This is a genomic window from Vibrio sp. MEBiC08052, from assembly GCF_001506075.1.
In the GTDB taxonomy this organism is placed as follows: domain Bacteria; phylum Pseudomonadota; class Gammaproteobacteria; order Enterobacterales; family Vibrionaceae; genus Vibrio.
This window is the reverse complement of record NZ_KQ947475.1, coordinates 3,640,143-3,661,223: the sequence shown is the minus strand read 5'-3', so window position 1 is coordinate 3,661,223 and position 21,081 is coordinate 3,640,143. Positions and strand designations below refer to the sequence as shown.

Below are 21,081 nucleotides of genomic sequence, written 5' to 3'. Positions count from 1 at the left end.
ATGCGTTTGTTAGTTTTGTTTAAATCGAACTAGCTATGACTGATGCTAGCTCTTGCGGATTCTCCCATGCCATTGAGTGTCCGGCATTCGATACTACAACTACATTAATATTATTTTTATTCAATTCATCATAGTCTGAATCTGGCAGACTATGACTTCCAAAAATATATGTTTTAGCTAAGTCAAGTGAGTAATATAATTGTCTCCAGCTTGGCACTTGACCATTTATCAAAGATATTGCATTTCTGTAAATCGCAATTGGTGAACTATTTGACAATCCAGCAGCCCATTCAGTATTACCACTTGCTACACTCTCTTTAATAAGATTCGCATATCCGAAATTTTTAAAATCATTTTCAGTAAAACTTGCAATCTTTTTACTGAAAAAACCGCCACCAGCATCAAGATTAGCTTCACTCAGGATAAGGGTATTCACTTTATCTTTTATCAGATTAGCTAACACAATAGATACTGCGCCCCCCATGCTGTGACCATAAATGACAACATTGTCGAGACGTAAATGATTTAATAATTTTTTTATACAATCAGCATGATTGGCTATCGTGTAATCAAATAACTCTGGTTTATCACTGTAACCCGACCCGATTAAGTCAACGAGAATGCGTCGATGATTAGATAAGCTTCTCACTGATGCTACTTGTGGATAGTCAAATGATGAAGCGCAACCAAGTCCATGAATAAATACAATCGGAACATCGTCTCCAGGAAGATCCTGATACCGAAGAATCACATTATTATCCAGTTTAAACTCTTTCATTTTACTACCCAGTGATTAATTGTTAGCCTTCGATAATATCATGAAATGACTGTGTTTATATACAGCATCAAAGTAAAACTTAATCTCTAGAGAACCTAACCCCCGTACAGAGGCAACCAGATGAGTGCAGCGTTTTGGACGTCCCTCAGACAGCGAGAGCGAATGGTTAAGCTTTCCGGGCAGGACGCCCGTAAAAACTGGTTCTGGACAACGTGTGACTCCGTCAAACAAAAAAGATTTTCTGGTTCATCTTTCATCTCTGAAAGATGAACTGGCGCACTGAGTAACGGTGTCTCTGAAATTGGAGAACTGATTGTACGTCAAATTAGGGAGCCGGAGGATAAGATCAAAATCGCTCTAGAGCACTCAAGCCCCTATATCTCTAAAACCGAGAACTCATTCTGCAGTCATATTTGAAAAATAAGTATATTTCCCCCCAATGCAATCTGTTATTTTTATCAAAAATAATCAATCAGCATTGAGGTCGTCATGAGCACTAGGTTCTGTGAACAGTGTGGTAAGAAAACCGAGCACAAAGAAATCATTAAGCAGAAACCGTCAAAATATGGCACCAGCAGAAAAGAGCAATTCAAGGCTTTTCTTAACGGTTTCTTCGGCGGTATGGCAAGTCCTGTAGGTGCCTCTCTTGATCTCGTGGATCGATATATCGTGTGCACCCAGTGCCACCACCACACCTTAGAGAATCACGGCAGTGAATTTCAGTAACTTACGCCCCGTCTACCCCATAGCCAGCCTTCCACCACAACGAAATACCAACACTTCGAATGTACGGACCGGGATAATGATCCAACCCTGTGACCTGTGCGAGAAGTGGCCCTATAAGGTGCGGGGGCTAAGACCGACACTTCAACATCAGCAATAGAAACTAACAAAATAAGTATTGCATTGATCGTTAATTTTTCGTCATATTTAGGTTTCATAGACTTCCATCTCTGCCCATAATATTTAGGATAATCACCGTCGTTCTAGTTGATGCCATGATGTCTCCGACACAATGATGCATCACTTTCGTGTGGCAGCCCCTCGCCAGAGGAAGATTCATCTCATTGATTATAAAATAAGGACTAAAAAACGAGTGATAGACAAGGTAATACACGATTTTCTAGTGATTTGGGCGACCATTGATCCAATTGGGACGATGGCGCTGTTTGCTGGTATGACGGTCAAATTCTCAGCCAGAGAACGCAGAAAAACCGCATACAAGACTATTTTCTATGCCGCACTGATTTTAATGGGTGCAATTGTTGTCGGGCAGTTACTGCTTGGAGCAATGGGAATCAGCCTGATTTCATTTCAGGTCGCGGGGGGCGTTATTCTGTTCCTGTTCGGGTTACAGATGATTTTTTCGAATGGGAATCAGGAAGAGGCGAGAGAACCGCTGCATGATATTGCGGTGTTCCCACTCGCGATTCCTGCTACTGCGTCGCCCGGAGCAATTTTGGCGGTCATCCTGATTACGGATAACAATATTTATACGATCCAAGAGCAGATTATCACGTCACTTATGATGTTGAGCGTCTTAGCCACGACACTGGTTTTACTGATTTTCTCGGGCAAAATTATCAGAATCATCGGCATTGGCGGAGCGTCTCTGCTGACCCGAGTCATGGGCATGATACTGGCAGCGTTGTCTGTCGAGTTTATTATGGAAGCGATTGGCATCAGTAAATGGGTCGGGGCATAATTAGACTTTTAGCATCAAGGAGGATGCATGATAATCAGAGATTTTCATTTAAATGATTCAGCGGCAATCACCACGATTTACAATCATTTTATCCGTGATACAACCATCACCTTTGAAGAGCAGCCCTTATCAGTCGAGCAAATGGGCGCACGGCTGCAAAAGATATTGGACACAGGTTTCCCATGTCTTGTTTTAGAAGTTGATCATGAAGTGATTGGGTATGCTTATGCCAGCTCTTGGCATGTCCGTTCTGCATACAGATTTACCGTAGAATCGACCATTTACTTAGCGCCTACGGCTGTAGGAAAGGGCTTCGGACGTACATTATATCGCAAACTTATCGAGCGCCTGAAACAGCAAGAGATTAAAAACGTAATGGGTGTGATTGCCCTGCCGAACCGACCCAGTGTTCGGTTACATGAATCTTTGGGGTTCAATCAGGTCGGTGAATTCCACGACATCGGTTTCAAATTTAATCGCCATATTTCCGTCGGCTACTGGCAACTGGAAATCGACGCCGGCATACGGCAAAGGGATTGATGTCATCACTATAGTACAGCATGATGGGTGCAACGACTTTCACGAAGGAAACAGATTCAACATGATTGATTTCAGTATCTTACCGCTCTTCTTTATCTCCGTTTTTTTCCTCGTGATCTCTCCCGGCCCGGATTTATTGTTGATTTCAACATACGCTTCTATCCGTGGGTTTCACGCCGGGATAGCCATCGCGTTGGGGATATTGATTGCAGGGCTTGTTCAGACAACGCTGGTCGCTTTTGGTCTTGGTCAACTGATGCAGGCTGTCCCGGTTGTCGCCTTGGGCGTTAAAATTATAGGTGCCTTATACCTTGCCTGGCTGGGTTTGAGAATGCTGAAATCATGGTTTCAACGTGACACAGTTGTCAAAAATGATGCGCAGATCCGCTCGTTGAGCATGACGCAACTGATGTATCAAGGCCTTTGGAATAATCTCATGAACCCGAAAGCACTGCTATTTTTCAGCATGTTCCTGCCACAATTTACCAATTCACAATTTGAACTGACGTCGCAAATTCTTGTGCTGGGTTTATTGCTCAGTGTGACAGCTTTCGTCATGAATATATTGTTTGCGCTGATATTCAGCAAACTGAGTGCTTATTTCGAGGGTAAATTGACTTTGGGGCGTCATGTCGATGGCCTGCTCGGTGTTATCTTTTTGGGTCTGGCGACCCGTTTGGTAACCAGTAAGTAATCGCGTGTGAATCCATGATGGTGTGATGCGTTGATGTTGCACCATCGCTGCTCCCGTATATCTCTCGGCGTTTTTCTTCAATACCTATCCTGCTTATGGTGTACTCTCTTCTCTTATCATCCCCCCTGCAATATTATTTCCCCAACAAGCTAAATAGAAACGATTTATTGTTCAAAAGTGGATAAGACATTCAATATAAACACAAAATTGCGCCCTATTCTCGTTATGATTGCGTTTATTAACATAACTAACAATCATCAGAGAGTAATCCATGCCATTTGAACAACTGCCAGCACTGATACTATTCGCATTTATCGCCACATTTACACCCGGGCCAAACAATATGATGCTGATGGCTTCCGGGGCGAATGTCGGTTTTATGCGCACACTTCCCCATATGCTGGGTGTCACCCTAGGCTTTGGTGCGATGCTATTTTTAGTAGGGATCGGGGCGACCGGTGTCTTTCACGCCTTCCCGATCCTTCACCCGATTCTCAAATGGCTGTGCCTGTCCTATTTGATTTATTTAGCCATCAAGATCGCGATCAGTCGCTCAAATCCGGCCAGCGGTGACTATCAACCGATGACATTTTATGCCGCAGCGCTATTTCAGTGGGTCAACCCCAAAGGCTGGTCGATGGCTCTCACCGCGGTGAGTCTCTATAATCCTTCGGCAAGCGTACAAGGGCTGCTCTGGACGGCGGTCATCTTTATCATCATCAATATTCCCTCCGGCACCACTTGGATTTTTGCCGGAAAACAGATCAGTACCTTACTGAGAAAACCGGTTCATCTCTTGTGGTTTAACTACACCATGGCTTTCCTGCTGGTTGCCTCAACTCTGCCGATGGTATTGTAACGTTCTTGAGTCTGCCGGTGGTTCACAGCAAAACACACCGATGCAATGACTGATATATTGAACAGAGTGAATATAGTTGATTTTGATTCGACTCACAGTTAGCACGATGAATGCGGTCTACACTAAATACGCTTTTTCATCAGAAGGATAACGTGATGACGACAAGATCAGCCGGACGCTTTTTGATTTTACTCCTGTTAGTTCCCTTTATCAGTGTTGCATCGACCCATTCCAGCCCATCACTTTCAATTGATATGACCCATTCCTGGGCGGGCTATGCTTGTGTGATTCTCTTCGTGCTCGCCTACATTACGGTCACTTTTGAAGAAGCCATCAAGCTCAAAAAATCGAAACCGGTTCTATTGGCTGCCGGGATTATCTGGGCCATTATCGGTTTCTCTTATCAACAAATTGATCAAATTGAAGTCGCCAAAGCAGCTTTCGAGAAAAATTTGCTGGAATATGCTGAACTGTTGCTCTTCCTCTTGGTGGCGATGACGTACATCAACGCCATGGAAGAACGGCGCTTATTTGACACATTACGTTCATGGATGGTCAGTAAGGGGTTCAGCTACGCAACTTTGTTCTGGCTGACCGGTTTACTCGCTTTTTTCATTTCTCCGGTCGCAGATAACTTAACCACGGCGCTGTTGATGTGTGCTGTGGTGATGAAAGTCAGTGAAAATAATCCGTCTTTCGTCAACCTGTGTTGTATCAATATCGTCATTGCCGCCAATGCCGGTGGTGCGTTCAGTCCGTTCGGAGACATTACCACCCTGATGGTCTGGCAGGCGGGCATGGCCAGTTTTCTCCACTTTTTTGACCTCTTCGTGCCGTCGGTCGTCAATTACCTCATGCCGGCCATATTCATGTCATGCTTTTTACCCAAAGGCCGTCCGGATCTCGTTCAAGAACATATCGACCCCAAACGGGGTGCAAAACGGATTGTGGCCTTGTTTTTACTGACGATTCTCACCGCGGTCAGTTTTCACGCCTTATTCGAATTCCCACCCGTTGTTGGTATGATGATGGGATTGGCTTATCTCCAGTTTTTCGGCTACTACCTCCAAAAATCCCTGCCCCGTTTTCTCGCTCAACAGAAAGCCCTCGCACAGGCCAATCATGATGAAACAACCCTGAAGCGGCTGGGTTCAATTGTGCCTTTTGATGTTTTTAAACGGATTTCGCATGCCGAATGGGATACCTTGCTGTTTTTCTATGGCATCGTCATGAGTGTCGGTGGCCTTAGTCTGTTGGGCTATCTCAGCCTGATTTCGGGCACCATTTATCCGCATTGGGGAGCCGAATGGGCGAATATCTTTATGGGCGCACTCTCCGCGATTATCGATAACATCCCGATTATGTATGCCGTACTCACCATGGACCCGGTGATGTCCACCGGTAACTGGCTCCTCATTACCCTGACGGCCGGTGTCGGCGGCAGTATGTTATCGATTGGTTCTGCTGCGGGTGTTGCTCTCATGGGTGCCGCTCACGGACAGTATACATTTTTGAGTCATTTGCGGTGGACGCCCATCATTGCTTTAGGTTATGCCGCCAGTATTGCAACTCATATGTGGCTCAATCAAGCGCAATTCTGAGTGCGAGTATCCGTTCAGGATGGCAAATAACTTATTGAATATATATTAATATTCATTCTATCTCAGATCGGATAGACTATTCTCTGACCATCTCTGACAATACGATACAGAGGTTCACAGGAGAGACTTTATCAAGGACAGGATCATGAACACCATTCGCTTCGGCAACCGGAAAATCACACCTTCAAAAATTGTATGTGTCGGCAGAAATTATATCGAACATATTCATGAATTAGATAATGCCGTTCCTGAACAGATGGTGGTGTTCCATAAACCCAACAGTAGTATCACTGCTCAACTGCATGCCTTCCATGAAGAACCACTTCACTATGAAACCGAAATCTGCTTTTTGGTCAAAAATAACCGTTTTCACGGTGTCGGGCTCGGGTTGGATCTCACCAAAAGAAACCTGCAATCCCGGCTCAAGCAACAGGGGTTACCCTGGGAGCGGGCTAAAGCATTCAACGGCTCGGCCGTATTCAGCAAGTTTATTGCCTTAAGAGATATTGATATCGAGACGCTGAATCTGGAATTACTGATCAATTGCGTCCGCATTCAGCATGGCCGGGTCACGCAAATGATGTATTCACCCGATACAATTTTGCAGGAGCTGCAAAGTTACACCACACTGGAAGACGGAGATATTGTCATGACCGGAACCCCCAAAGGTGTGGGGATTGTCCAAACGGGGGATATTTTTCTTGCACGGCTGAAAAGTGAGGAAAAAACCTTAATCGAAATTGAATGGGTCGCTCAGTAACCCGACCATTACGCCGGGAAAACTACCAGATGAAGTACCAAAAACACCATCATGCTCAGCACGGTGGTGAGCAGAACATTTTTGGTTTTCCAAGAGATCACTCCTGCCGTTAAAGCGCCCCACAAATAAGGGTTGTGCCAGTGAATCCATAACGACTTTTCCGGCATGAATACAATCGGTGCCCAGATTACCGTTAAGATGGCCGGGCCGGAATAGCTCAAAAACCGATGTAAATGAGGGCCTAAACGCAATGGCAATTTAGGTTCTAAAAAGAGATAGCGGCTGAGAAACACCACCCCTGCCATAGCTACAATTTGGATGAGCACCATACTATTTCCTCTCCAGATAAGTTTCCATCACATAACCGGCAACCATCGCAGACAGACTGGCGATAACCAAACTTCCTTCCACTTGATACAAATTCAGCGTTACCGACATCACAAGGCCGGTCAGAACAGAGACTGTTACCGGTACCGTTTTGACATTCGGAATAACAATCGCAATGAACGTCGCTGCAATTGCGAAATCAAGCCCCAGCGAACTCAGTTGCGGAATCGCATGACCCGCAACAATACCGACGAGTGTTGCGAGGTTCCACCACAAATAAAAGCTCAATCCGGCCCCGAATGCATACCAGCGGTTAAAGCGGGCATCATCCTGATGGTTGAGTAAAGCGAACAGTTCATCGGTCAGTAAAAATCCCAGGATGACCCGCCAGCGCAGCGGCATTGGGCTGATTTTCGAGCGCATCGACACACTGTAGAGAAAATGGCGTGAGGTAATAAAAAAGACCGTCAAGAGCAGAGAGAATAATCCGGCACCGGCTTTTAGCATCCCTGTAGCAACCAACTGGGCAGAACCGGCAAATAAAATCGCAGATAACGCTTGGCTTTCCATAACGGTTAATCCGGATTCGACCGCAAAAGATCCCGCCAACAGCCCCCAAGGTAACACGGCAATACTTAAAGGCATCATCGCAAGCGAGCCTCGGAAAAATAGTCTTACCGGTGTATCTGAAGCGTGGTGCGCTTTCGTAATCATCGCCATGGTGTGCTTATTCCTTCCCTTTGTCGTTTTTGTCCTATCATAACTAATACTGAAGCAAAAAAATTGTACATTATTGCGCTTCGGTGATTCGCATCAGAACAAACACAAAGTGCCACAACATCACCGATGTGCCGGAACCAAAAAATCCGGCGCTTGAAGCCGGATTTTTGCTTGCCATACGGACACAACGCCGTACTACCTCACGGATTTAATTGAGTTCAACATTTAATTGGGTTCAACGAAAAAAGGTTCCATACTGATAACCGCATTATCGGCCGAGCAATGGAAATCAGTATAAGATTTGCCGCGCTCAAGGGTATAGCAGGCATCAACAAAATCATCGTCATCAACAAATACGGAATCAGGCATCGCTGCAATCACACGGTTGGTAATTTCAGCAATCGCAGATGAAGGTGGCCAGCCTGCCAGAGAACCGGCTTCTCCGACAGCCGCCACCAGCGCTTGAACCAACGTTTTGTAATTGGTTCCTGAATCATGTTCGTACATGAGCATGTCAACGACCCGATAATCATATTCCGACCAGTTAATCACGATTTGATTGGGATAATAGTTGGTCTCTTTGTAATCCAGATAAGGCATTTCAACAGCTATGATTTGCGGTTCATTGCCGCTCAAAACACCAGTGACAACGCTATAAACTTCTGCTGCCCCTTTAATCCAGGGTTCACGCACATTGTTGACGTTCACTTTGGTTAGTTTGGTAGCATCAAAACCAGTTGCTTCATTTGCTTGTGCACTGAAGTGAGGTGTATGCGATGTTTTTGCCTGTAAGCCGTTTTCCTGTAACAGTGTGTTTAATTTTTTGACACTCTCTTTCATGGCGTAATAACCGTTGTCATCCACTACCAGTACCGGGACGTTGGGTTCCTGATCTACGGCCAGCGATACTTTGTCACCGCTGAGGGTATACCCTACGACTTTAGTCCATGAATCTTCATCACCGGATGGCGGATATGCGACCACCAAATCGGTCATATCATCATCCAGCGCACGATCTGAAGGCAGGAATAACCACATTTCCGTCGTTTCATCAATTGACTGATGTGCCAGCATACTTTGCGGGGCTAAAAATGTGTTTACCCGTATCGGTGTATGTGAGCGTTCGATCTGTATAATTTGCTGATTCAAATGACCTGAATTATGTAACTGAGAAGCCAACTGTGCTGCAATCGCATCTTTATTGACTGCAAAAGCGCTCACGGAAGTGAAAGACGCTGCAGCACACAATGCGATAGATATCGTATTTTTTAGTTTCATCATTTCTCCATTATTTCATTACAGTGTTTAAACAATATATGCTTTTATATTCATATAGCATCCAAACCATAGCACGATAATTTTTTTGACTGTAAATAATTTGATGAACAGGAAGAAAAATACGACAGAACATCACACTGTTTCATAGCCGATAAAATAACCGGGCATTTTATCTTCTGTTTGCTGAGATGTTCCTTTAATCTGTATTGAATGAATGTTCAGATGGCTTGCAATTAAAAGATTCAATATAACGCCAAACAATTCCAAGGAAATTAAATCACCTTATGCTGAAATGGACGATCGATCAGGATATTATTTTATACCAGCTGCATGAGTCATTTGCGCCCCGATATGCTGAGCTCGTACAAGAAAATAAACAATACCTCTCACAGTGGTTAAACTGGCCCAGAGTTTGTCATTCCACCGACGATTTCAAAACTTTTATTCAAGGTTCACTTTATAAATATATTGATGGTGATGGTCTGGATTACGCAATTGAGTTTCGAGGAGAGCTGGTCGGAAATATTGGTTTTAATACGATTGACCATGAACTGAAAAAAGCCGAAATCGGTTACTGGATCGGTCAGCAATATCAGGGAAACGGAATTATTACCCGCGCCTGTCGTTTTTTAATTGCCTACGCATTCGAAACGCTCAATGTCGAAAAAGTTCAAATTGCGGTCGCTGAAGATAACCGACCGAGCAGAGCCGTCTGCGAACGGTTAGGTATGACTCTGGAAGGGATTATCAGCCATCAGGAAAAAGTCGGAGACCGAATTCTGAGTCATGCGATTTACGGCATGTTCCCATCAAATATAAGCTCACCTAATATAAGCCCATCGAACGTAAGTCCGTCGAAATAAGCCCATGTCACTAACACCATCAGCATCAAATCCACTCATATCGGTTACCTGTTGTTCACCTGTTAACCGACTGTGTTTCAAATTCATCAATCCCCAGAATTTTTACGTCTCCTAGACAAACGCGCTCTTGATCCAACTATTATGTATAAGTAAATAAATAAACATTTAATTGGTGAATATATGAAACAGTTGCTCATGATTGCCGTTACATCCATCGTTTTATCTGGCTGCCAGTTGACCCGGGTTGAAGGGAAAATCAATGATACTCAGGTGAAAGTCAATACCACGGAAACCAATGATCAAGGGAAGTTCTGCCCGCCGGGACAGGCGAAAAAAGGCAAGTGTTAAGCTGATTTTCGATAACAGGCTGCTGTTAGTCTGTTATCGGAAGGGGTAAGTCAGGTCAATCACTCGATGTTCTTGTTTCACCAGACAGTGGTAGCGGATAAGCCTGACGCATAAACTGGATAAAGGCTTGCAAAGCGCTGGAAGTATGTCGGTGACGTGGATAACAGAGATGCCACCCCGGAAAGAATGGGCAGAAATCATCCAGAACAGACAATAGCTCGCCTCTTTCCAGCCAAGGCCTGAGTTTGTCTTCCGTCCAGAAAACAATCCCCTGATGCTCACATGCCGCTGTCACTGCCAGCTCTCTGCTGGTGGTGATCAATGGCCCGTCAACAGCCATTGAAAACCAGTGCCCGTGCTGGAAAAACTCCCACCGGTACACAGCCCTGTCACCGGAAAGACGCCAGTTGAGACACTGATGCTCACGCAGCGCAGCCGGGGTTTCAGGCCAGCCATACTTTTCCAGATACTGAGGCGAAGCCGCAGCACACATACGGACTTTCGGCCCGATCGGGTAGGCTATCATGTCCTGCTCAACAAACTCCCACAACCGGATCCCGGCATCAAACCCATCAGCCACCAGATCAATCACAGCATCTTCAACCAGAATATCCAGCACGATATCGGGATATGCCCGATAAAACTGCCCTAAAACCGGCTGTAAGATCGCATCAGCCGCAGCCGTAGTCAGGTGTAACCGAACCGTGCCGGCCAGTGCGCCTGACTGAGTCTTCACTTCATTAAATGCAGCTTCGATTTCATCCAGTGCCGGCCGCAGGCGCTGATAAAATTGCAACCCGATTTCCGTCAGTCCCACACTGCGCGTCGTCCGGTTAAACAGTCGGCTGCCCAGATTATCTTCCAAACGTTTAATAATCTGGCTCAATGCAGAAGGCGTGATGCGTAGTGTCTTCGCAGCGGCCGAGAAACTCCCCTGTTCAGCAACGGCTTTGAACGCTTTCATTTCTGTATATTCACTGCTTTTCATTGATATCGCTCTTGAGATAAATAGGGTTCATACCGATGGTTTTCACCTGTATTTGGTAGGGGCCATTTCTCACACCAATCGACTTAGGCTTGAGAACATTATCAATCTTATCCTTCATAGTTAATGAATATTCTGAAGTATTAATAAACAATGTCAATGTACGCATAATAGCCCCGTTAATCAATGATAAGGATACACACATGCTAAAGCGTCATTTAGGAAGTCAGGGTCTACAAGTTTCAGCGTTAGGATTGGGTTGTATGGGAATGAGCCATGCTTATGGGGGTTATGATGACAGTGCATCGTTTGCCACACTCAATCATGCGCTGGCACAAGGAATTAATTTTTTCGATACCGCTGAAATGTACGGGCCTTATACCAATGAAAAATTACTGGGCCAATGGCTCAACTCACTGAAAAATCAGCGGCAAGAGCTCGTCATTGCGACCAAATTTGGGTTTGATATCCGTGACGGTGCTTTTCCCGGACTCAACAGTCGCCCGGAACATATCCGGGAGGTGGTGGATGCCTCTCTGCAACGGCTCCAGACCGATTATATCGATATTCTCTATCAACACCGGGTGGACCCTAACGTGCCGATTGAAGACGTTGCAGGGACAGTCGCCGAATTGATTGAGGCGGGGAAAGTTCGCCACTTTGGTTTATCTGAAGCGGCACCGGAAACCATCCGTAAAGCCCACCAAACCTGTCCGGTTTCGGTGCTACAAAGCGAATATTCGCTGTGGGAACGCCGTCTGGAACACGAAACGCTGCCACTACTGCGCGAGCTGGGGATAGGCTTAGTGCCATTCAGCCCTTTGGGTCGGGGATTTTTGAGCGGTGATACCAAACCCGCTTCCGCCTACGCTAAGAATGACTTTCGTGCCTGGGGCGATCCACGGCTAAGTGACGAGAATTACGCCACAAACCTGCGGCTGGTTGATGCGATCCGTCAGCTCGCCACAGACAAGGCCACGACGCCAGCCAGAATCGCACTGGCTTGGTTACTCCATCAGGGCGACGATATTGTACCGATACCGGGCTGTCGACGGATTGCTCACCTCGATGACAACATTGGTGCCGCCGATCTCCGTCTCCAAGCCGATGAAGTACGTCAGCTCAGTGAGATCACCGCACAGCTCGGTGTTGCAGGAGAACGATACACGACTGAATTTGCTCGTTTTACGGACCAGTAAAGTCATACAATCACGACGGTTTCTGTAATCCAATACTCCTGCTCCGACCAATGAGCCGCTTGAGGCTCATTGGCTACCAGTTGCCATCGTCCCGGAGATGGTTGCCAGCGCAGCTTCAATACCATCCATCGCTAAGCTCACTTTTGCACTGGCTTTCCGGAATGGCCTGAGTGCATAAATCGTTTCACACCGATCAAACGGGTCATCCATCACTTTGACCAGCTCTCCGGAGGCAATTGCTGGCGCAACAACCCAATTCGGTAAACAGCAAACACCAATGCCTGCCATTGCCAGCATCAACTGTGCATGGAAATCGTCACATCTGGCCGCAATAACATTTGATTTTTCCAGCCCTTTCCAACACAGCGAGTTGTACTCGGCGCATTTATCAATCAGCGGTAAATGGTTTAACTGACCAATCTGCTCAGCAGAATAGCGGGACAATAAAGCAGGACTGGCACAGATATGCCACGTTTGAGTCCCCACTTTTTGGGGATATAAGCTACTGTTTGGCTGTTCCCCGACGCGAATGGCTAAGTCCAGACGTTCTACAATCGGATCAATCAGTCTTTCCGTTAAATTCAAATGAATATCAATATTCATCCCTTGCCGGTGACACTGAGCAAGAAAAGGGATGACGATCATTTTGCCAAATGTCGGCAGACAGCTCATGCGGATAACGCCGGACGTCGATTGTTCGATTGAACGAATCGTCTCAATCGTATCGGTAATATCTTTTAACAACGGCTGCGACCTTTCATAAAGATATCGGCCCGCTTCCGTTAACCCTAAAAAACGGCTTGAACGAATCAGTAACTTCGCTTTGATGAGTTGCTCCAATTGGTCAATCTGCCTGGTAACCGTTGAGACATGCACACCCATATGCGCGGCAGCTTTCGAAAAACTGCCCTGATCAACCACCGTCGAAAATAAAAAAAGCTGCTCAGAACTCGGATAATGATTCACTGATTTGCACCTTACGCAAAGCTGTATTGCAAGAATCTTTATATTAATCCGATCACATTTGAATACAATCCTGAATATCGTTCACACACCATGGACTCCAAATGCACAGCGCCCAGTCACAACAATCACAAATTAAAAAACTCATCCTGATCATCACGATTTTAGGTCAGGCATCGATTGCGTTATATCTGCCTGCATTGCCCGAGATCAGTCGCGGTCTGGTCATTGATGAATTCCAAACCAAGCTCACCGTGACCTGCTTTATCATTGGCTTTGGCATATCTCCGATGTTTTTCGGTCCGATTTCTGACCGCATCGGGAGAAAGCCAATTCTGTTTACCGCGTTACTACTGGCATTGATAGGATTTATCGGCAACATATTCAGTGCAACGTTTGAAGTTTTCATCTTATGCCGCATTTTGGAAGGTCTGGGGTGTGGCGGATTACTGACCAGTGGACGGTCGATTGTCCGGGACGTTTTCTCCGGAAAAGCACTGGCGAGCGCTTCATCTTATCTTTCGATGGGATTTGCGCTTGGCTTCGGATTAAGCCCGGTAATTGGTGGTCTGCTGACCAAAATGTTCCATTGGACCGCAGTGTTTATTTTTCTGGCTCTGCTTGATCTATTCATCATGGTCCTGTGCTTTTTCTATCTTCCGGAAACCAGAACAGCGAGGCCCCGGAAACCAGCGGCCCACTTACTCAAGAGCACCCTGAAAGATTATCTGCAGGCGATATCCAACCCGCAGTTTATGATCAATGTATTAGGCGGTTTTTTTGCCTACTGTATTGTGATTTCCTATAACGTCATGACGCCATTTTTAGTACAGGGACATCTTAATTTCTCTCCGGATGAATACGGATATCTCGCGGTGCTGATTGGCTTGCCTTACTATCTGGCAGCATCAATGAACCGTAAGATTGTCCTTCAACACGGCATTTACTTTTCATGTGTGCTCGGGGGACTGTTGATCCTTGCAGCCGGTGCAGTGATGATTGGTGCCAATCTGAGCGGATACCAGAATATTTATGTGGTGATTTTCCCGTTCATGATTGCAACATTCGGTCAGGCACTGATATTCAGTAATACCATTGCATCAGCACTGCAACTGTTTCCGGCAACATCCGGCGGCAAAATGAGTGCGCTCTACAGCAGTTTACAAATGATTCTCGTCAGCCTAATCTCGACTTACTTTGCACGCTTGCCGGATAGCAATACCCTCTATCTTGCGACAGTCGTTTGCAGTATGGGAGGCTGCTGCCTGATGTTTATCATGCTTGGTGAAAGAGTTCGGCGGATACATGCCGCCAAAGAAGCCACGATATAAAATTGTGAGCGCCAATTTTAGTTGTTCGTATCGGATAGCCCCATCTCCATACATTTGGTCTTTGTCGCTGCCAGCACCTGTGGGTACAACTCAGCAAAAGCGGTATACAAATGTACATAATGTGCTTTCAGTGCCGGGGTACAACTGCTCAATGCCTGCATTCGTGGCGAGCGGCGCGACATTCTCTGTAAAGCAAACTCGATATTATCGAATTCAGCATAAGACTCCAGCCAGCGACCTTGCCACATCCGTTGGTGAACCTGCATGAAGGATTCCGGTGGCGTAAACGTCAACTCTTGCTCAATTTGCCCACGCACGGTTTGGCAAAATGTATCGAGTGGGTAGTCATGTAAATCATGCCAGTCACGGGCCAGGCAGTGATCCCAAAATAAATCGAGTCCGATAGGTGCGAAGCGCCGACTCTCTGCCGGGAAACAGGACTTCAGTTCCTGCACCACTGGATGTCGATCCGTATACGCATCAACAAAGCGGTGTAAGTGAATCCCCTTAACGACGGACTCCGGGTAGCGTCCCTGCGGGTCACCTTTGACAAAATCCCCCAACAAATTTCCCAGCGGACTGGACTGACAGGCCTGAGCAAGATGCAGGTGAGCTAAAAAATTCATAATCTTTACCACCGTGATTCAGGATGTTTCATCAAACCACAAAATGAGCGAATTCACTAGCTCGGTCAGGACTGCAAGGTGAGTTCATATACATAAAAAAGCATATAAGCCAGGAATAAACCATAAATACAAAGAATGTATTTATGGTTTACATTTGCATCCAATAGCAATTTAAACGCATACTTTCACAAAAGTCATAAAAAAATCAAATAAAAACAACATCTAATAGTAATAACATTGCAATCTGATATTCATATTTCCCCTCTAACTTACTCCAGTCATTACAAAAAAGAGCAAAGAAGCTCAATCACAATGGAATAAGGTAAACAAGATGAAAAAAGCAGTTCTGACAACAGCCATTCTCACAGCATTGGTATCCGGCTCTTCTATTGCTGCCACAGTCTATGATAGCAAAGGCACAACCCTGAAAGTGGGCGGTCGTGCCGAAGCGCGTTTCAATCTTTCCGACGAAAATGAATCGACTAAAAATAGTCGTTTTAAAGACAAATCTCGGGCACGGGTTAACTTGGTCGGTAAAACTGCACTATCTGATGATTTGTATGGCTTTGGTAAATATGAAGCAGAACTCGATAACAGTAGCAGCAAAGGAGACGGGGATGGCGATAACCTGACCAACCGTTATTTCTATGCGGGTATGGGCACAAATATCGGTGAGTTTTCTTATGGTAAGCAAGATTCAGCTCAGGTACAGGTAACAAACTTTACTGATCTGATGAACACATTTGATGAAGAAGCTGCCGACCTCATCGGTGGTAACAAAGATAAGCGTGATAACAACTTTGTTTATTCAGGTAAATTCGATGCACTGAGCATTCAAGCGAACTACATTGCGTCAGACAAAAAGGACAATGATAGTTTCGGTATTTCAGCTGTGTATGGCTTCACTGAAAATCTGACTGTTGGTCTGGGTTACGTGACTCAAGACAGTGGATCTTCTAACTCTGAAGACCAATTCAATATCGGCGGACAATTTAAACTGGATGCATTAACACTAGGTGCCCTATACGGAACTGGCACAGCCGTTTCAGGCGGCAAAGAAGTTGATGCCGATGACTATGAGTTAGGTGCAAAATACAAGTTCGGCAAAACATCACTGATCGCTGTATACAACTTTCAGGAAGTTGATAACAAAGATACGGTCGATCATCTTGCACTGGAAGTTGAGCATAAATTCAATGGTAACCTGCGTGTTTATACCGGCTACAAGTTCGAACAACTGACGAAAAAAGACGATCAACTCCAAGCGGGTATTCGTTACGATTTCTAATCCGAACAACAAATAGAACCATATAATCCACGGTTGGTCAGGCAGAGATGCCTGACCTTTTTTCCTGACACGACGCTCACTGCACCATTTCATCGCTATCTTGCCCCATTGTAACGCACACATAAAAGTACATCACAACAGAAAATAAAATAACTTACTGATTTAACTAACATTAATAACTTGGCACAAACTCTGCAATCTATAGAGTGACAAATGCAGGCAGCGTTTGTGCTTCTTTCACAGTGATACGGCAGAATCACTGGTCACTTCATGTTCTTCGCCTCCCTTTGATCAGGGAGGCTTTTTTTTTACAGTAATGTAACCAAAATCAGCGCTTACGATCACTGGTTCATCTGAAAACGCCAACCTTCATCATGCTATTTGCGCTTTGGCTGGGTATATGTTTTTCCCGCAGCCTGATAGGTTTCTTTACCTTTGATACTGAATTGAGTATCGAAAAACCAAGCGACAAAACGAATCACGTCATCCCCTTCAGTCATCACGTATTCAGCAAGCTCTTCAGGTGTTCCCGATTCATCTTCTTGGATGGTTACATGATAAATACGTTGCTCACCCTCAATCTCTGCAATCATAAACTGCCCGCTTAAAGCTTCAGCCGCTGAAGCAATTTCTGCCTCGTCAACCTGCTTCAAATAGGCAAGTGCAAGCGGTAAACTTCCGGTCTGACAGGCTTGCTTCACCATCTGTTCAAAATCATGCTGTAACATTTATATTTCCGTCTCTGTTTTTTGCTGGCGTTCAAAATCATCCCGACATACGGAAAACGCATCATCGGGTAACCCGCGTATACTCTCACAAATTCATTTATTCTCAAGACTAACCCCATGCAAGACCTCAGACAATGGGCGTAAATCGAGTCAAAAACTGGAAAAAGCATCACTCTTAGCCCAAAGTTATATGGTAAAACAAAATAACATCACAATGTCAGTAGGCTTTCAGTATGAATATAAGAGGACCACTCTCGTTCAACGAAGTGGATTTGCAATCGATCTCTGAACTGATTTCGATTACCGATTGTTCTCTCTATCAGAAATCAACCGAAATGTTGCATCAGGCAACGAATTCGAATGCTTCTTTGCTGTTTGAGATCGACAAAATTAAACAACAGAGACGTTTGCTCGCTGCATCTTCGACGGAACTGTTTGATGAAGATATCGGCACGCATCTGGATACACTGATTACGTATCAACTTGAACATCAACCACATCAATATTATCTAATTCCGGCTCAGGTTCACCAACGCTACCCTCATGCAAATTATCTGGTAAAACACCGAATCGAAGGCTATCTGGGAACCATGGTGAACCATACGGTATCCGGTGATCGGATCTATCTGTTTATTTCATTAACACAGTCACCGATTGCTGAACCATCCACAATCATACAGTGGCATCGTCTGGTCTCGCAGGTGGTGATGCAATACCGTCGTTTTCAACATCAAACCAACCGAACGGATGTGTTACTCAACCGCCTGAATTATGAAGTTTCCCACGATGACCTGACCAACCTGATGAACCGTAGTTTTCTTGCCGACACGTTAGAAAGGCTAGTGTCAGCATCCCAAAGCCAGTTCAGTTTTACGCTGGGAATGCTGGATATTAACGACTTCAAATACATTAACGATCTCTACGGCAATTATATTGGTGATCAAGTGTTAAGATTTGTTGCTCACACTATTTCTGCATGTATTCAAGACGAGCAACTGACATTTCGGATTGCCGGAGACGAATTTGCTTTCATCACCTTTGAGCCACAACCCACCACGGTCTGCCAAAAAATACTCACCCAGATTCGTGCCGGATATCAAGATACAGCCCATCACATCAGAATCTCAGCAAGTATCGGTATTGCCAGATACAAGGAAGAATCGATCGATGCAGATCAATTGCTGCTCAACGCCAGTCTGGCACTCAAAAATAGCAAGAAGCTCTGTCAGCCCGCCATTTGTTGTTACGACACCCATCTGAGCGAGGAATATCACCGTAAGAATCAAGTGATTGATGCACTCAGAGATGCACTGAGCAAAAATCTCGACGAACCGCAGGAACTCTATGTTGTGCTCCAACCGATCGTCAAACAGCATCAATCAATCTGGAACTATTTTGAAGTGCTCTGCCGCTGGCAGAGTCAAGTGCTCGGTGAGGTCTCTCCGGTCGAGTTTATCGCAGCGGCAGAACAATCCGGTCTCATTATCGAATTCGGCCATCGTGTTATTGAACTCGCCTGTCTTGCCAAAAAACAAATTGAGCAATCGTTAGGCCAAAAAATTAGGCTGAGTATTAACTGTTCAGCTTATGAGTTAAACCAGCCGGGTGATTATATTCAGATGCTGAAAGAACTGATCACGCGCTATGGTTTTTATCCGGGAGAGTTCACCATTGAAATGACGGAAACAGCCCTGTTATCACAACGACAGGTCACCCGAAATATTCTCAGAGACCTACGGGATACCGGCTTTAAGGTTGCGCTGGATGACTTCGGTACCGGCTACTCCAGCTTGAATTATATCCATAATTATCCGATCGACTGCATCAAGATCGATGCATCATTCATCAAAAACATGCTATGCAATGATACATCCGAGAAAGTCGTCAGTTTGATCATTCAACTTGCCAATCAATTGGATGTGGATTTAGTTGCAGAAGGCGTGGAAGAGGAACAATCATTGGCGCGATTATATGAGATGGGTTGTACGCAAATTCAGGGGTATCTATTCTCTGCACCCCTACCGCCCGAAATGGTCATTCACCAATTGCTCGGGCGGAGAGAGTCAAACCGATAGTACTAAAAATAAATCCAGCACTAAAAATAAATCGTGTTCCGCACAAACACATCTAACTCTGATCGGTCTTGTCTTCTGTATGCGCAGCAAGCTTTAACTCTTGCCGTTCAAGTAACTGATTCATTTTGTTCCGGTGCGCAATAAATTGCTTCATCTCTTTCTTGGCAACAGAGGTTGCCATCGGGATTTTGGCTTTCATGGCATCAACCGGACGTCCCTTCACAATCAACTCATAGTGCAGATGTGCGCCAGTTACTCTTCCCGACTGACCGGATAATCCGATTTTTTGCCCCCGGGACACTTTTTGTCCGCGATGAACCAGAATCTTACTCAGATGCAGATAACGCGTCATATAAGTGCTGTCATGACGAATTACAATATAATTCCCTGCGTATGGGTGCTTACGGACAATAATCACCGTGCCATCACCGGTAGACAGTACGGGGGTTCCGACCGGTGTTGCGAAATCAGTTCCGTTGTGTGGCATAATACGCCCCGTCACAGGATGACGACGGAAAGGATTAAACCCAGAACTCATCCGCCAGTGTCGGCTGGTCGGGTAACGACGAAATGCCTTTTGCAGACTATGACCATCCTGATCGTAATACTGTCCGTCAGTATGCAGGTAAGCGGAAACAACCGTTCCACGGGTAAATATTTTGATCGCCTGAATTTCACTGTTGCCAGTCAGTTGATCCCCGACAAACTGCTTCGATTGGACAATTTCAAGCTGATCGCCAGCGCGCAAATCTTTTGTGAAATTCACTTTATCTTTCAGTAAACCGACCATCTGCTCAATTTCATTACTATTGAGCCCCAGTCGATAGGCAGACTGTGAAAACGACCCTTCTATCTCACCAATCAGTGGGAACGGTTTCCAAGTCCCGGGGATTTTGATCTCTTGATACGCATAACTGCCATCATCCAGACGGGTATACACGACCTGTTTGACTAAGCTAAATTGCAACGACATTTTCGCTAAGGCATTGCCATCCTTACTCCGCCAGAATCTCAGAGTATCACCGGGCTGAATCGTATCGAGTGCCAAATAGTTCAAATCCGTTTCCATGATTTTCAACAAATCACGATAGCCGAATCCAAGTTGTTCAAAAATGGTACTGAGGTTATCTCCGGAACGGATAACATACTCGTAATCAGGTAGGTTTTCAGCGGGGACTTGGGTTTGTTCAGCAATCAGCGAATCGACAAGCTGCTTCTCTGAAGCAATGCTGACATCAAGACTATGACGAGTGGTGTGATCGTTCAGTAGCGTATAAAAAGAAACCCCGACCAATAAAGGTAATCCCAGGATGAAAACACGCTGTCGTCTGGACAGTGACATCACTCGTTCAACGATTAACTTAACCACAACCCCACCTTGCAAAATAGATCAAAGACGTTCAAGCATAGGAT

23 protein-coding genes are annotated in these 21,081 nt (G+C 45.3%); 13 read left to right on the top strand and 10 right to left on the bottom strand.

The genetic code is table 11. The features are described from left to right. Nucleotides 1-19 precede the first annotated feature (19 nt). On the bottom strand, nt 20-778 hold the full coding sequence (locus tag VRK_RS15740) for an alpha/beta fold hydrolase (RefSeq protein WP_059122243.1): 759 nt from the start codon (nt 776-778) through the stop codon (nt 20-22). 489 nt (nt 779-1,267) lie between these two features. Between VRK_RS15740 and VRK_RS15735 the strand changes: the two genes are divergently transcribed. From VRK_RS15735 to VRK_RS15705, 7 genes are all read left to right on the top strand, one after another. Next, nucleotides 1,268-1,504, top strand: a complete 237-nt coding sequence (locus VRK_RS15735) for a hypothetical protein (RefSeq protein ID WP_059122242.1) — start codon at nt 1,268-1,270, stop codon at nt 1,502-1,504. Between the two features lie 370 nt (nt 1,505-1,874). Next, nucleotides 1,875-2,483, top strand: coding sequence for a MarC family protein (locus VRK_RS15730; RefSeq protein WP_059122241.1), 609 nt, complete (start codon nt 1,875-1,877; stop codon nt 2,481-2,483). Between the two features lie 27 nt (nt 2,484-2,510). Beyond that, nucleotides 2,511-3,023: a GNAT family N-acetyltransferase gene (locus VRK_RS15725; RefSeq protein WP_059122240.1), complete on the top strand. Its 513-nt coding sequence runs from the start codon at nt 2,511-2,513 to the stop codon at nt 3,021-3,023. Between the two features lie 61 nt (nt 3,024-3,084). Beyond that, the gene (locus tag VRK_RS15720) at nt 3,085-3,717 is read left to right on the top strand and encodes a LysE family translocator (protein WP_059122239.1); all 633 of its coding nucleotides are present in this window, start codon (nt 3,085-3,087) and stop codon (nt 3,715-3,717) included. Between the two features lie 271 nt (nt 3,718-3,988). Then, entirely contained in the window at nt 3,989-4,576 is a 588-nt protein-coding gene (locus VRK_RS15715; RefSeq protein WP_059122238.1) for a LysE family translocator, read from the top strand. Nucleotides 4,577-4,731: 155 nt separating this feature from the next. Then, nucleotides 4,732-6,177 carry a sodium:proton antiporter NhaD gene (gene nhaD / locus VRK_RS15710; RefSeq protein ID WP_059122237.1) on the top strand — a complete coding sequence of 482 codons (1,446 nt, stop codon included), beginning with the start codon at nt 4,732-4,734 and terminating at the stop codon, nt 6,175-6,177. Nucleotides 6,178-6,322: 145 nt separating this feature from the next. Continuing rightward, entirely contained in the window at nt 6,323-6,937 is a 615-nt protein-coding gene (locus VRK_RS15705; protein ID WP_059122236.1) for a fumarylacetoacetate hydrolase family protein, read from the top strand. Between the two features lie 8 nt (nt 6,938-6,945). Here VRK_RS15705 and VRK_RS15700 read toward each other — a convergent pair whose 3' ends face one another. The 3 genes from VRK_RS15700 to VRK_RS15690 all read right to left on the bottom strand — a co-directional run bounded on the left by VRK_RS15700 (nt 6,946) and on the right by VRK_RS15690 (nt 9,265). Next, nucleotides 6,946-7,266 carry an AzlD domain-containing protein gene (locus VRK_RS15700; RefSeq protein WP_059122235.1) on the bottom strand — a complete coding sequence of 107 codons (321 nt, stop codon included), beginning with the start codon at nt 7,264-7,266 and terminating at the stop codon, nt 6,946-6,948. A gap of 1 nt (nt 7,267) precedes the next feature. Continuing rightward, complete coding sequence (locus VRK_RS15695) at nt 7,268-7,978, bottom strand: AzlC family ABC transporter permease (RefSeq protein ID WP_059122807.1); 711 nt, start codon at nt 7,976-7,978, stop codon at nt 7,268-7,270. Between the two features lie 231 nt (nt 7,979-8,209). After that, nucleotides 8,210-9,265, bottom strand: a complete 1,056-nt coding sequence (locus VRK_RS15690) for a DUF3103 family protein (protein ID WP_082671415.1) — start codon at nt 9,263-9,265, stop codon at nt 8,210-8,212. A 281-nt stretch (nt 9,266-9,546) separates the two neighbouring features. Here VRK_RS15690 and VRK_RS15685 point away from each other — a divergent pair, with 281 nt between their 5' ends. Together VRK_RS15685 and VRK_RS21330 are read left to right on the top strand one after the other, a co-directional pair. Then, on the top strand, nt 9,547-10,125 hold the full coding sequence (locus VRK_RS15685; protein ID WP_059122233.1) for a GNAT family N-acetyltransferase: 579 nt from the start codon (nt 9,547-9,549) through the stop codon (nt 10,123-10,125). Between the two features lie 180 nt (nt 10,126-10,305). After that, on the top strand, nt 10,306-10,473 hold the full coding sequence (locus VRK_RS21330) for a hypothetical protein (RefSeq protein WP_169739358.1): 168 nt from the start codon (nt 10,306-10,308) through the stop codon (nt 10,471-10,473). Nucleotides 10,474-10,528: 55 nt separating this feature from the next. On the opposite strand, the gene VRK_RS15680 is transcribed toward VRK_RS21330, so the two are convergent. Continuing rightward, the gene (locus VRK_RS15680) at nt 10,529-11,461 is read right to left on the bottom strand and encodes a LysR family transcriptional regulator (protein ID WP_059122232.1); all 933 of its coding nucleotides are present in this window, start codon (nt 11,459-11,461) and stop codon (nt 10,529-10,531) included. Then, nucleotides 11,448-11,627, bottom strand: coding sequence for a hypothetical protein (locus tag VRK_RS15675; RefSeq protein ID WP_157371930.1), 180 nt, complete (start codon nt 11,625-11,627; stop codon nt 11,448-11,450). Before VRK_RS15675 ends, VRK_RS15680 begins: the two co-directional genes overlap by 14 nt. 34 nt (nt 11,628-11,661) lie before the next feature. On the opposite strand from VRK_RS15675, the gene VRK_RS15670 reads away from it, so the two are divergent. Further along, a complete protein-coding gene (locus tag VRK_RS15670; protein WP_059122230.1) occupies nt 11,662-12,657 on the top strand; it encodes an aldo/keto reductase in 996 nt (331 codons plus the stop codon). Nucleotides 12,658-12,723: 66 nt separating this feature from the next. Here VRK_RS15670 and VRK_RS15665 read toward each other — a convergent pair whose 3' ends face one another. Further along, on the bottom strand, nt 12,724-13,623 hold the full coding sequence (locus VRK_RS15665; RefSeq protein ID WP_059122229.1) for a LysR family transcriptional regulator: 900 nt from the start codon (nt 13,621-13,623) through the stop codon (nt 12,724-12,726). Nucleotides 13,624-13,724: 101 nt separating this feature from the next. Here VRK_RS15665 and VRK_RS15660 point away from each other — a divergent pair, with 101 nt between their 5' ends. Continuing rightward, complete coding sequence (locus VRK_RS15660; RefSeq protein ID WP_059122228.1) at nt 13,725-14,951, top strand: multidrug effflux MFS transporter; 1,227 nt, start codon at nt 13,725-13,727, stop codon at nt 14,949-14,951. Between the two features lie 17 nt (nt 14,952-14,968). On the opposite strand, the gene VRK_RS15655 is transcribed toward VRK_RS15660, so the two are convergent. Then, nucleotides 14,969-15,577, bottom strand: coding sequence for an acyl carrier protein phosphodiesterase (locus VRK_RS15655; protein WP_059122227.1), 609 nt, complete (start codon nt 15,575-15,577; stop codon nt 14,969-14,971). Nucleotides 15,578-15,908: 331 nt separating this feature from the next. Here VRK_RS15655 and VRK_RS15650 point away from each other — a divergent pair, with 331 nt between their 5' ends. Then, a complete protein-coding gene (locus tag VRK_RS15650; RefSeq protein ID WP_059122226.1) occupies nt 15,909-16,865 on the top strand; it encodes a porin in 957 nt (318 codons plus the stop codon). Nucleotides 16,866-17,242: 377 nt separating this feature from the next. Here VRK_RS15650 and VRK_RS15645 read toward each other — a convergent pair whose 3' ends face one another. After that, complete coding sequence (locus tag VRK_RS15645) at nt 17,243-17,593, bottom strand: hypothetical protein (RefSeq protein ID WP_059122225.1); 351 nt, start codon at nt 17,591-17,593, stop codon at nt 17,243-17,245. Nucleotides 17,594-17,826: 233 nt separating this feature from the next. Here VRK_RS15645 and VRK_RS15640 point away from each other — a divergent pair, with 233 nt between their 5' ends. After that, nucleotides 17,827-19,668: a putative bifunctional diguanylate cyclase/phosphodiesterase gene (locus tag VRK_RS15640; RefSeq protein WP_082671414.1), complete on the top strand. Its 1,842-nt coding sequence runs from the start codon at nt 17,827-17,829 to the stop codon at nt 19,666-19,668. 52 nt (nt 19,669-19,720) lie between these two features. On the opposite strand, the gene VRK_RS15635 is transcribed toward VRK_RS15640, so the two are convergent. Next, nucleotides 19,721-21,010, bottom strand: a complete 1,290-nt coding sequence (locus VRK_RS15635) for a peptidoglycan DD-metalloendopeptidase family protein (RefSeq protein ID WP_059122224.1) — start codon at nt 21,008-21,010, stop codon at nt 19,721-19,723. Nucleotides 21,011-21,081: the final 71 nt, after the last annotated feature.

What these genes read in the sequence shown, in the direction of transcription:
- VRK_RS15740 (WP_059122243.1), bottom strand. Translation starts at nt 778, where the DNA reads ATGAAAGAGTTTAAACTGGATAATAATGTGATTCTTCGGTATCAGGAT.
- VRK_RS15735 (WP_059122242.1), top strand. Translation starts at nt 1,268, where the DNA reads ATGAGCACTAGGTTCTGTGAACAGTGTGGTAAGAAAACCGAGCACAAA.
- VRK_RS15725 (WP_059122240.1), top strand. Translation starts at nt 2,511, where the DNA reads ATGATAATCAGAGATTTTCATTTAAATGATTCAGCGGCAATCACCACG.
- VRK_RS15720 (WP_059122239.1), top strand. Translation starts at nt 3,085, where the DNA reads ATGATTGATTTCAGTATCTTACCGCTCTTCTTTATCTCCGTTTTTTTC.
- VRK_RS15715 (WP_059122238.1), top strand. Translation starts at nt 3,989, where the DNA reads ATGCCATTTGAACAACTGCCAGCACTGATACTATTCGCATTTATCGCC.
- nhaD (WP_059122237.1), top strand. Translation starts at nt 4,732, where the DNA reads ATGACGACAAGATCAGCCGGACGCTTTTTGATTTTACTCCTGTTAGTT.
- VRK_RS15705 (WP_059122236.1), top strand. Translation starts at nt 6,323, where the DNA reads ATGAACACCATTCGCTTCGGCAACCGGAAAATCACACCTTCAAAAATT.
- VRK_RS15700 (WP_059122235.1), bottom strand. Translation starts at nt 7,266, where the DNA reads ATGGTGCTCATCCAAATTGTAGCTATGGCAGGGGTGGTGTTTCTCAGC.
- VRK_RS15695 (WP_059122807.1), bottom strand. Translation starts at nt 7,978, where the DNA reads ATGATTACGAAAGCGCACCACGCTTCAGATACACCGGTAAGACTATTT.
- VRK_RS15690 (WP_082671415.1), bottom strand. Translation starts at nt 9,265, where the DNA reads ATGATGAAACTAAAAAATACGATATCTATCGCATTGTGTGCTGCAGCG.
- VRK_RS15685 (WP_059122233.1), top strand. Translation starts at nt 9,547, where the DNA reads ATGCTGAAATGGACGATCGATCAGGATATTATTTTATACCAGCTGCAT.
- VRK_RS21330 (WP_169739358.1), top strand. Translation starts at nt 10,306, where the DNA reads ATGAAACAGTTGCTCATGATTGCCGTTACATCCATCGTTTTATCTGGC.
- VRK_RS15680 (WP_059122232.1), bottom strand. Translation starts at nt 11,461, where the DNA reads ATGAAAAGCAGTGAATATACAGAAATGAAAGCGTTCAAAGCCGTTGCT.
- VRK_RS15675 (WP_157371930.1), bottom strand. Translation starts at nt 11,627, where the DNA reads ATGCGTACATTGACATTGTTTATTAATACTTCAGAATATTCATTAACT.
- VRK_RS15670 (WP_059122230.1), top strand. Translation starts at nt 11,662, where the DNA reads ATGCTAAAGCGTCATTTAGGAAGTCAGGGTCTACAAGTTTCAGCGTTA.
- VRK_RS15660 (WP_059122228.1), top strand. Translation starts at nt 13,725, where the DNA reads ATGCACAGCGCCCAGTCACAACAATCACAAATTAAAAAACTCATCCTG.
- VRK_RS15655 (WP_059122227.1), bottom strand. Translation starts at nt 15,577, where the DNA reads ATGAATTTTTTAGCTCACCTGCATCTTGCTCAGGCCTGTCAGTCCAGT.
- VRK_RS15650 (WP_059122226.1), top strand. Translation starts at nt 15,909, where the DNA reads ATGAAAAAAGCAGTTCTGACAACAGCCATTCTCACAGCATTGGTATCC.
- VRK_RS15645 (WP_059122225.1), bottom strand. Translation starts at nt 17,593, where the DNA reads ATGTTACAGCATGATTTTGAACAGATGGTGAAGCAAGCCTGTCAGACC.
- VRK_RS15640 (WP_082671414.1), top strand. Translation starts at nt 17,827, where the DNA reads ATGAATATAAGAGGACCACTCTCGTTCAACGAAGTGGATTTGCAATCG.
- VRK_RS15635 (WP_059122224.1), bottom strand. Translation starts at nt 21,010, where the DNA reads ATGTCACTGTCCAGACGACAGCGTGTTTTCATCCTGGGATTACCTTTA.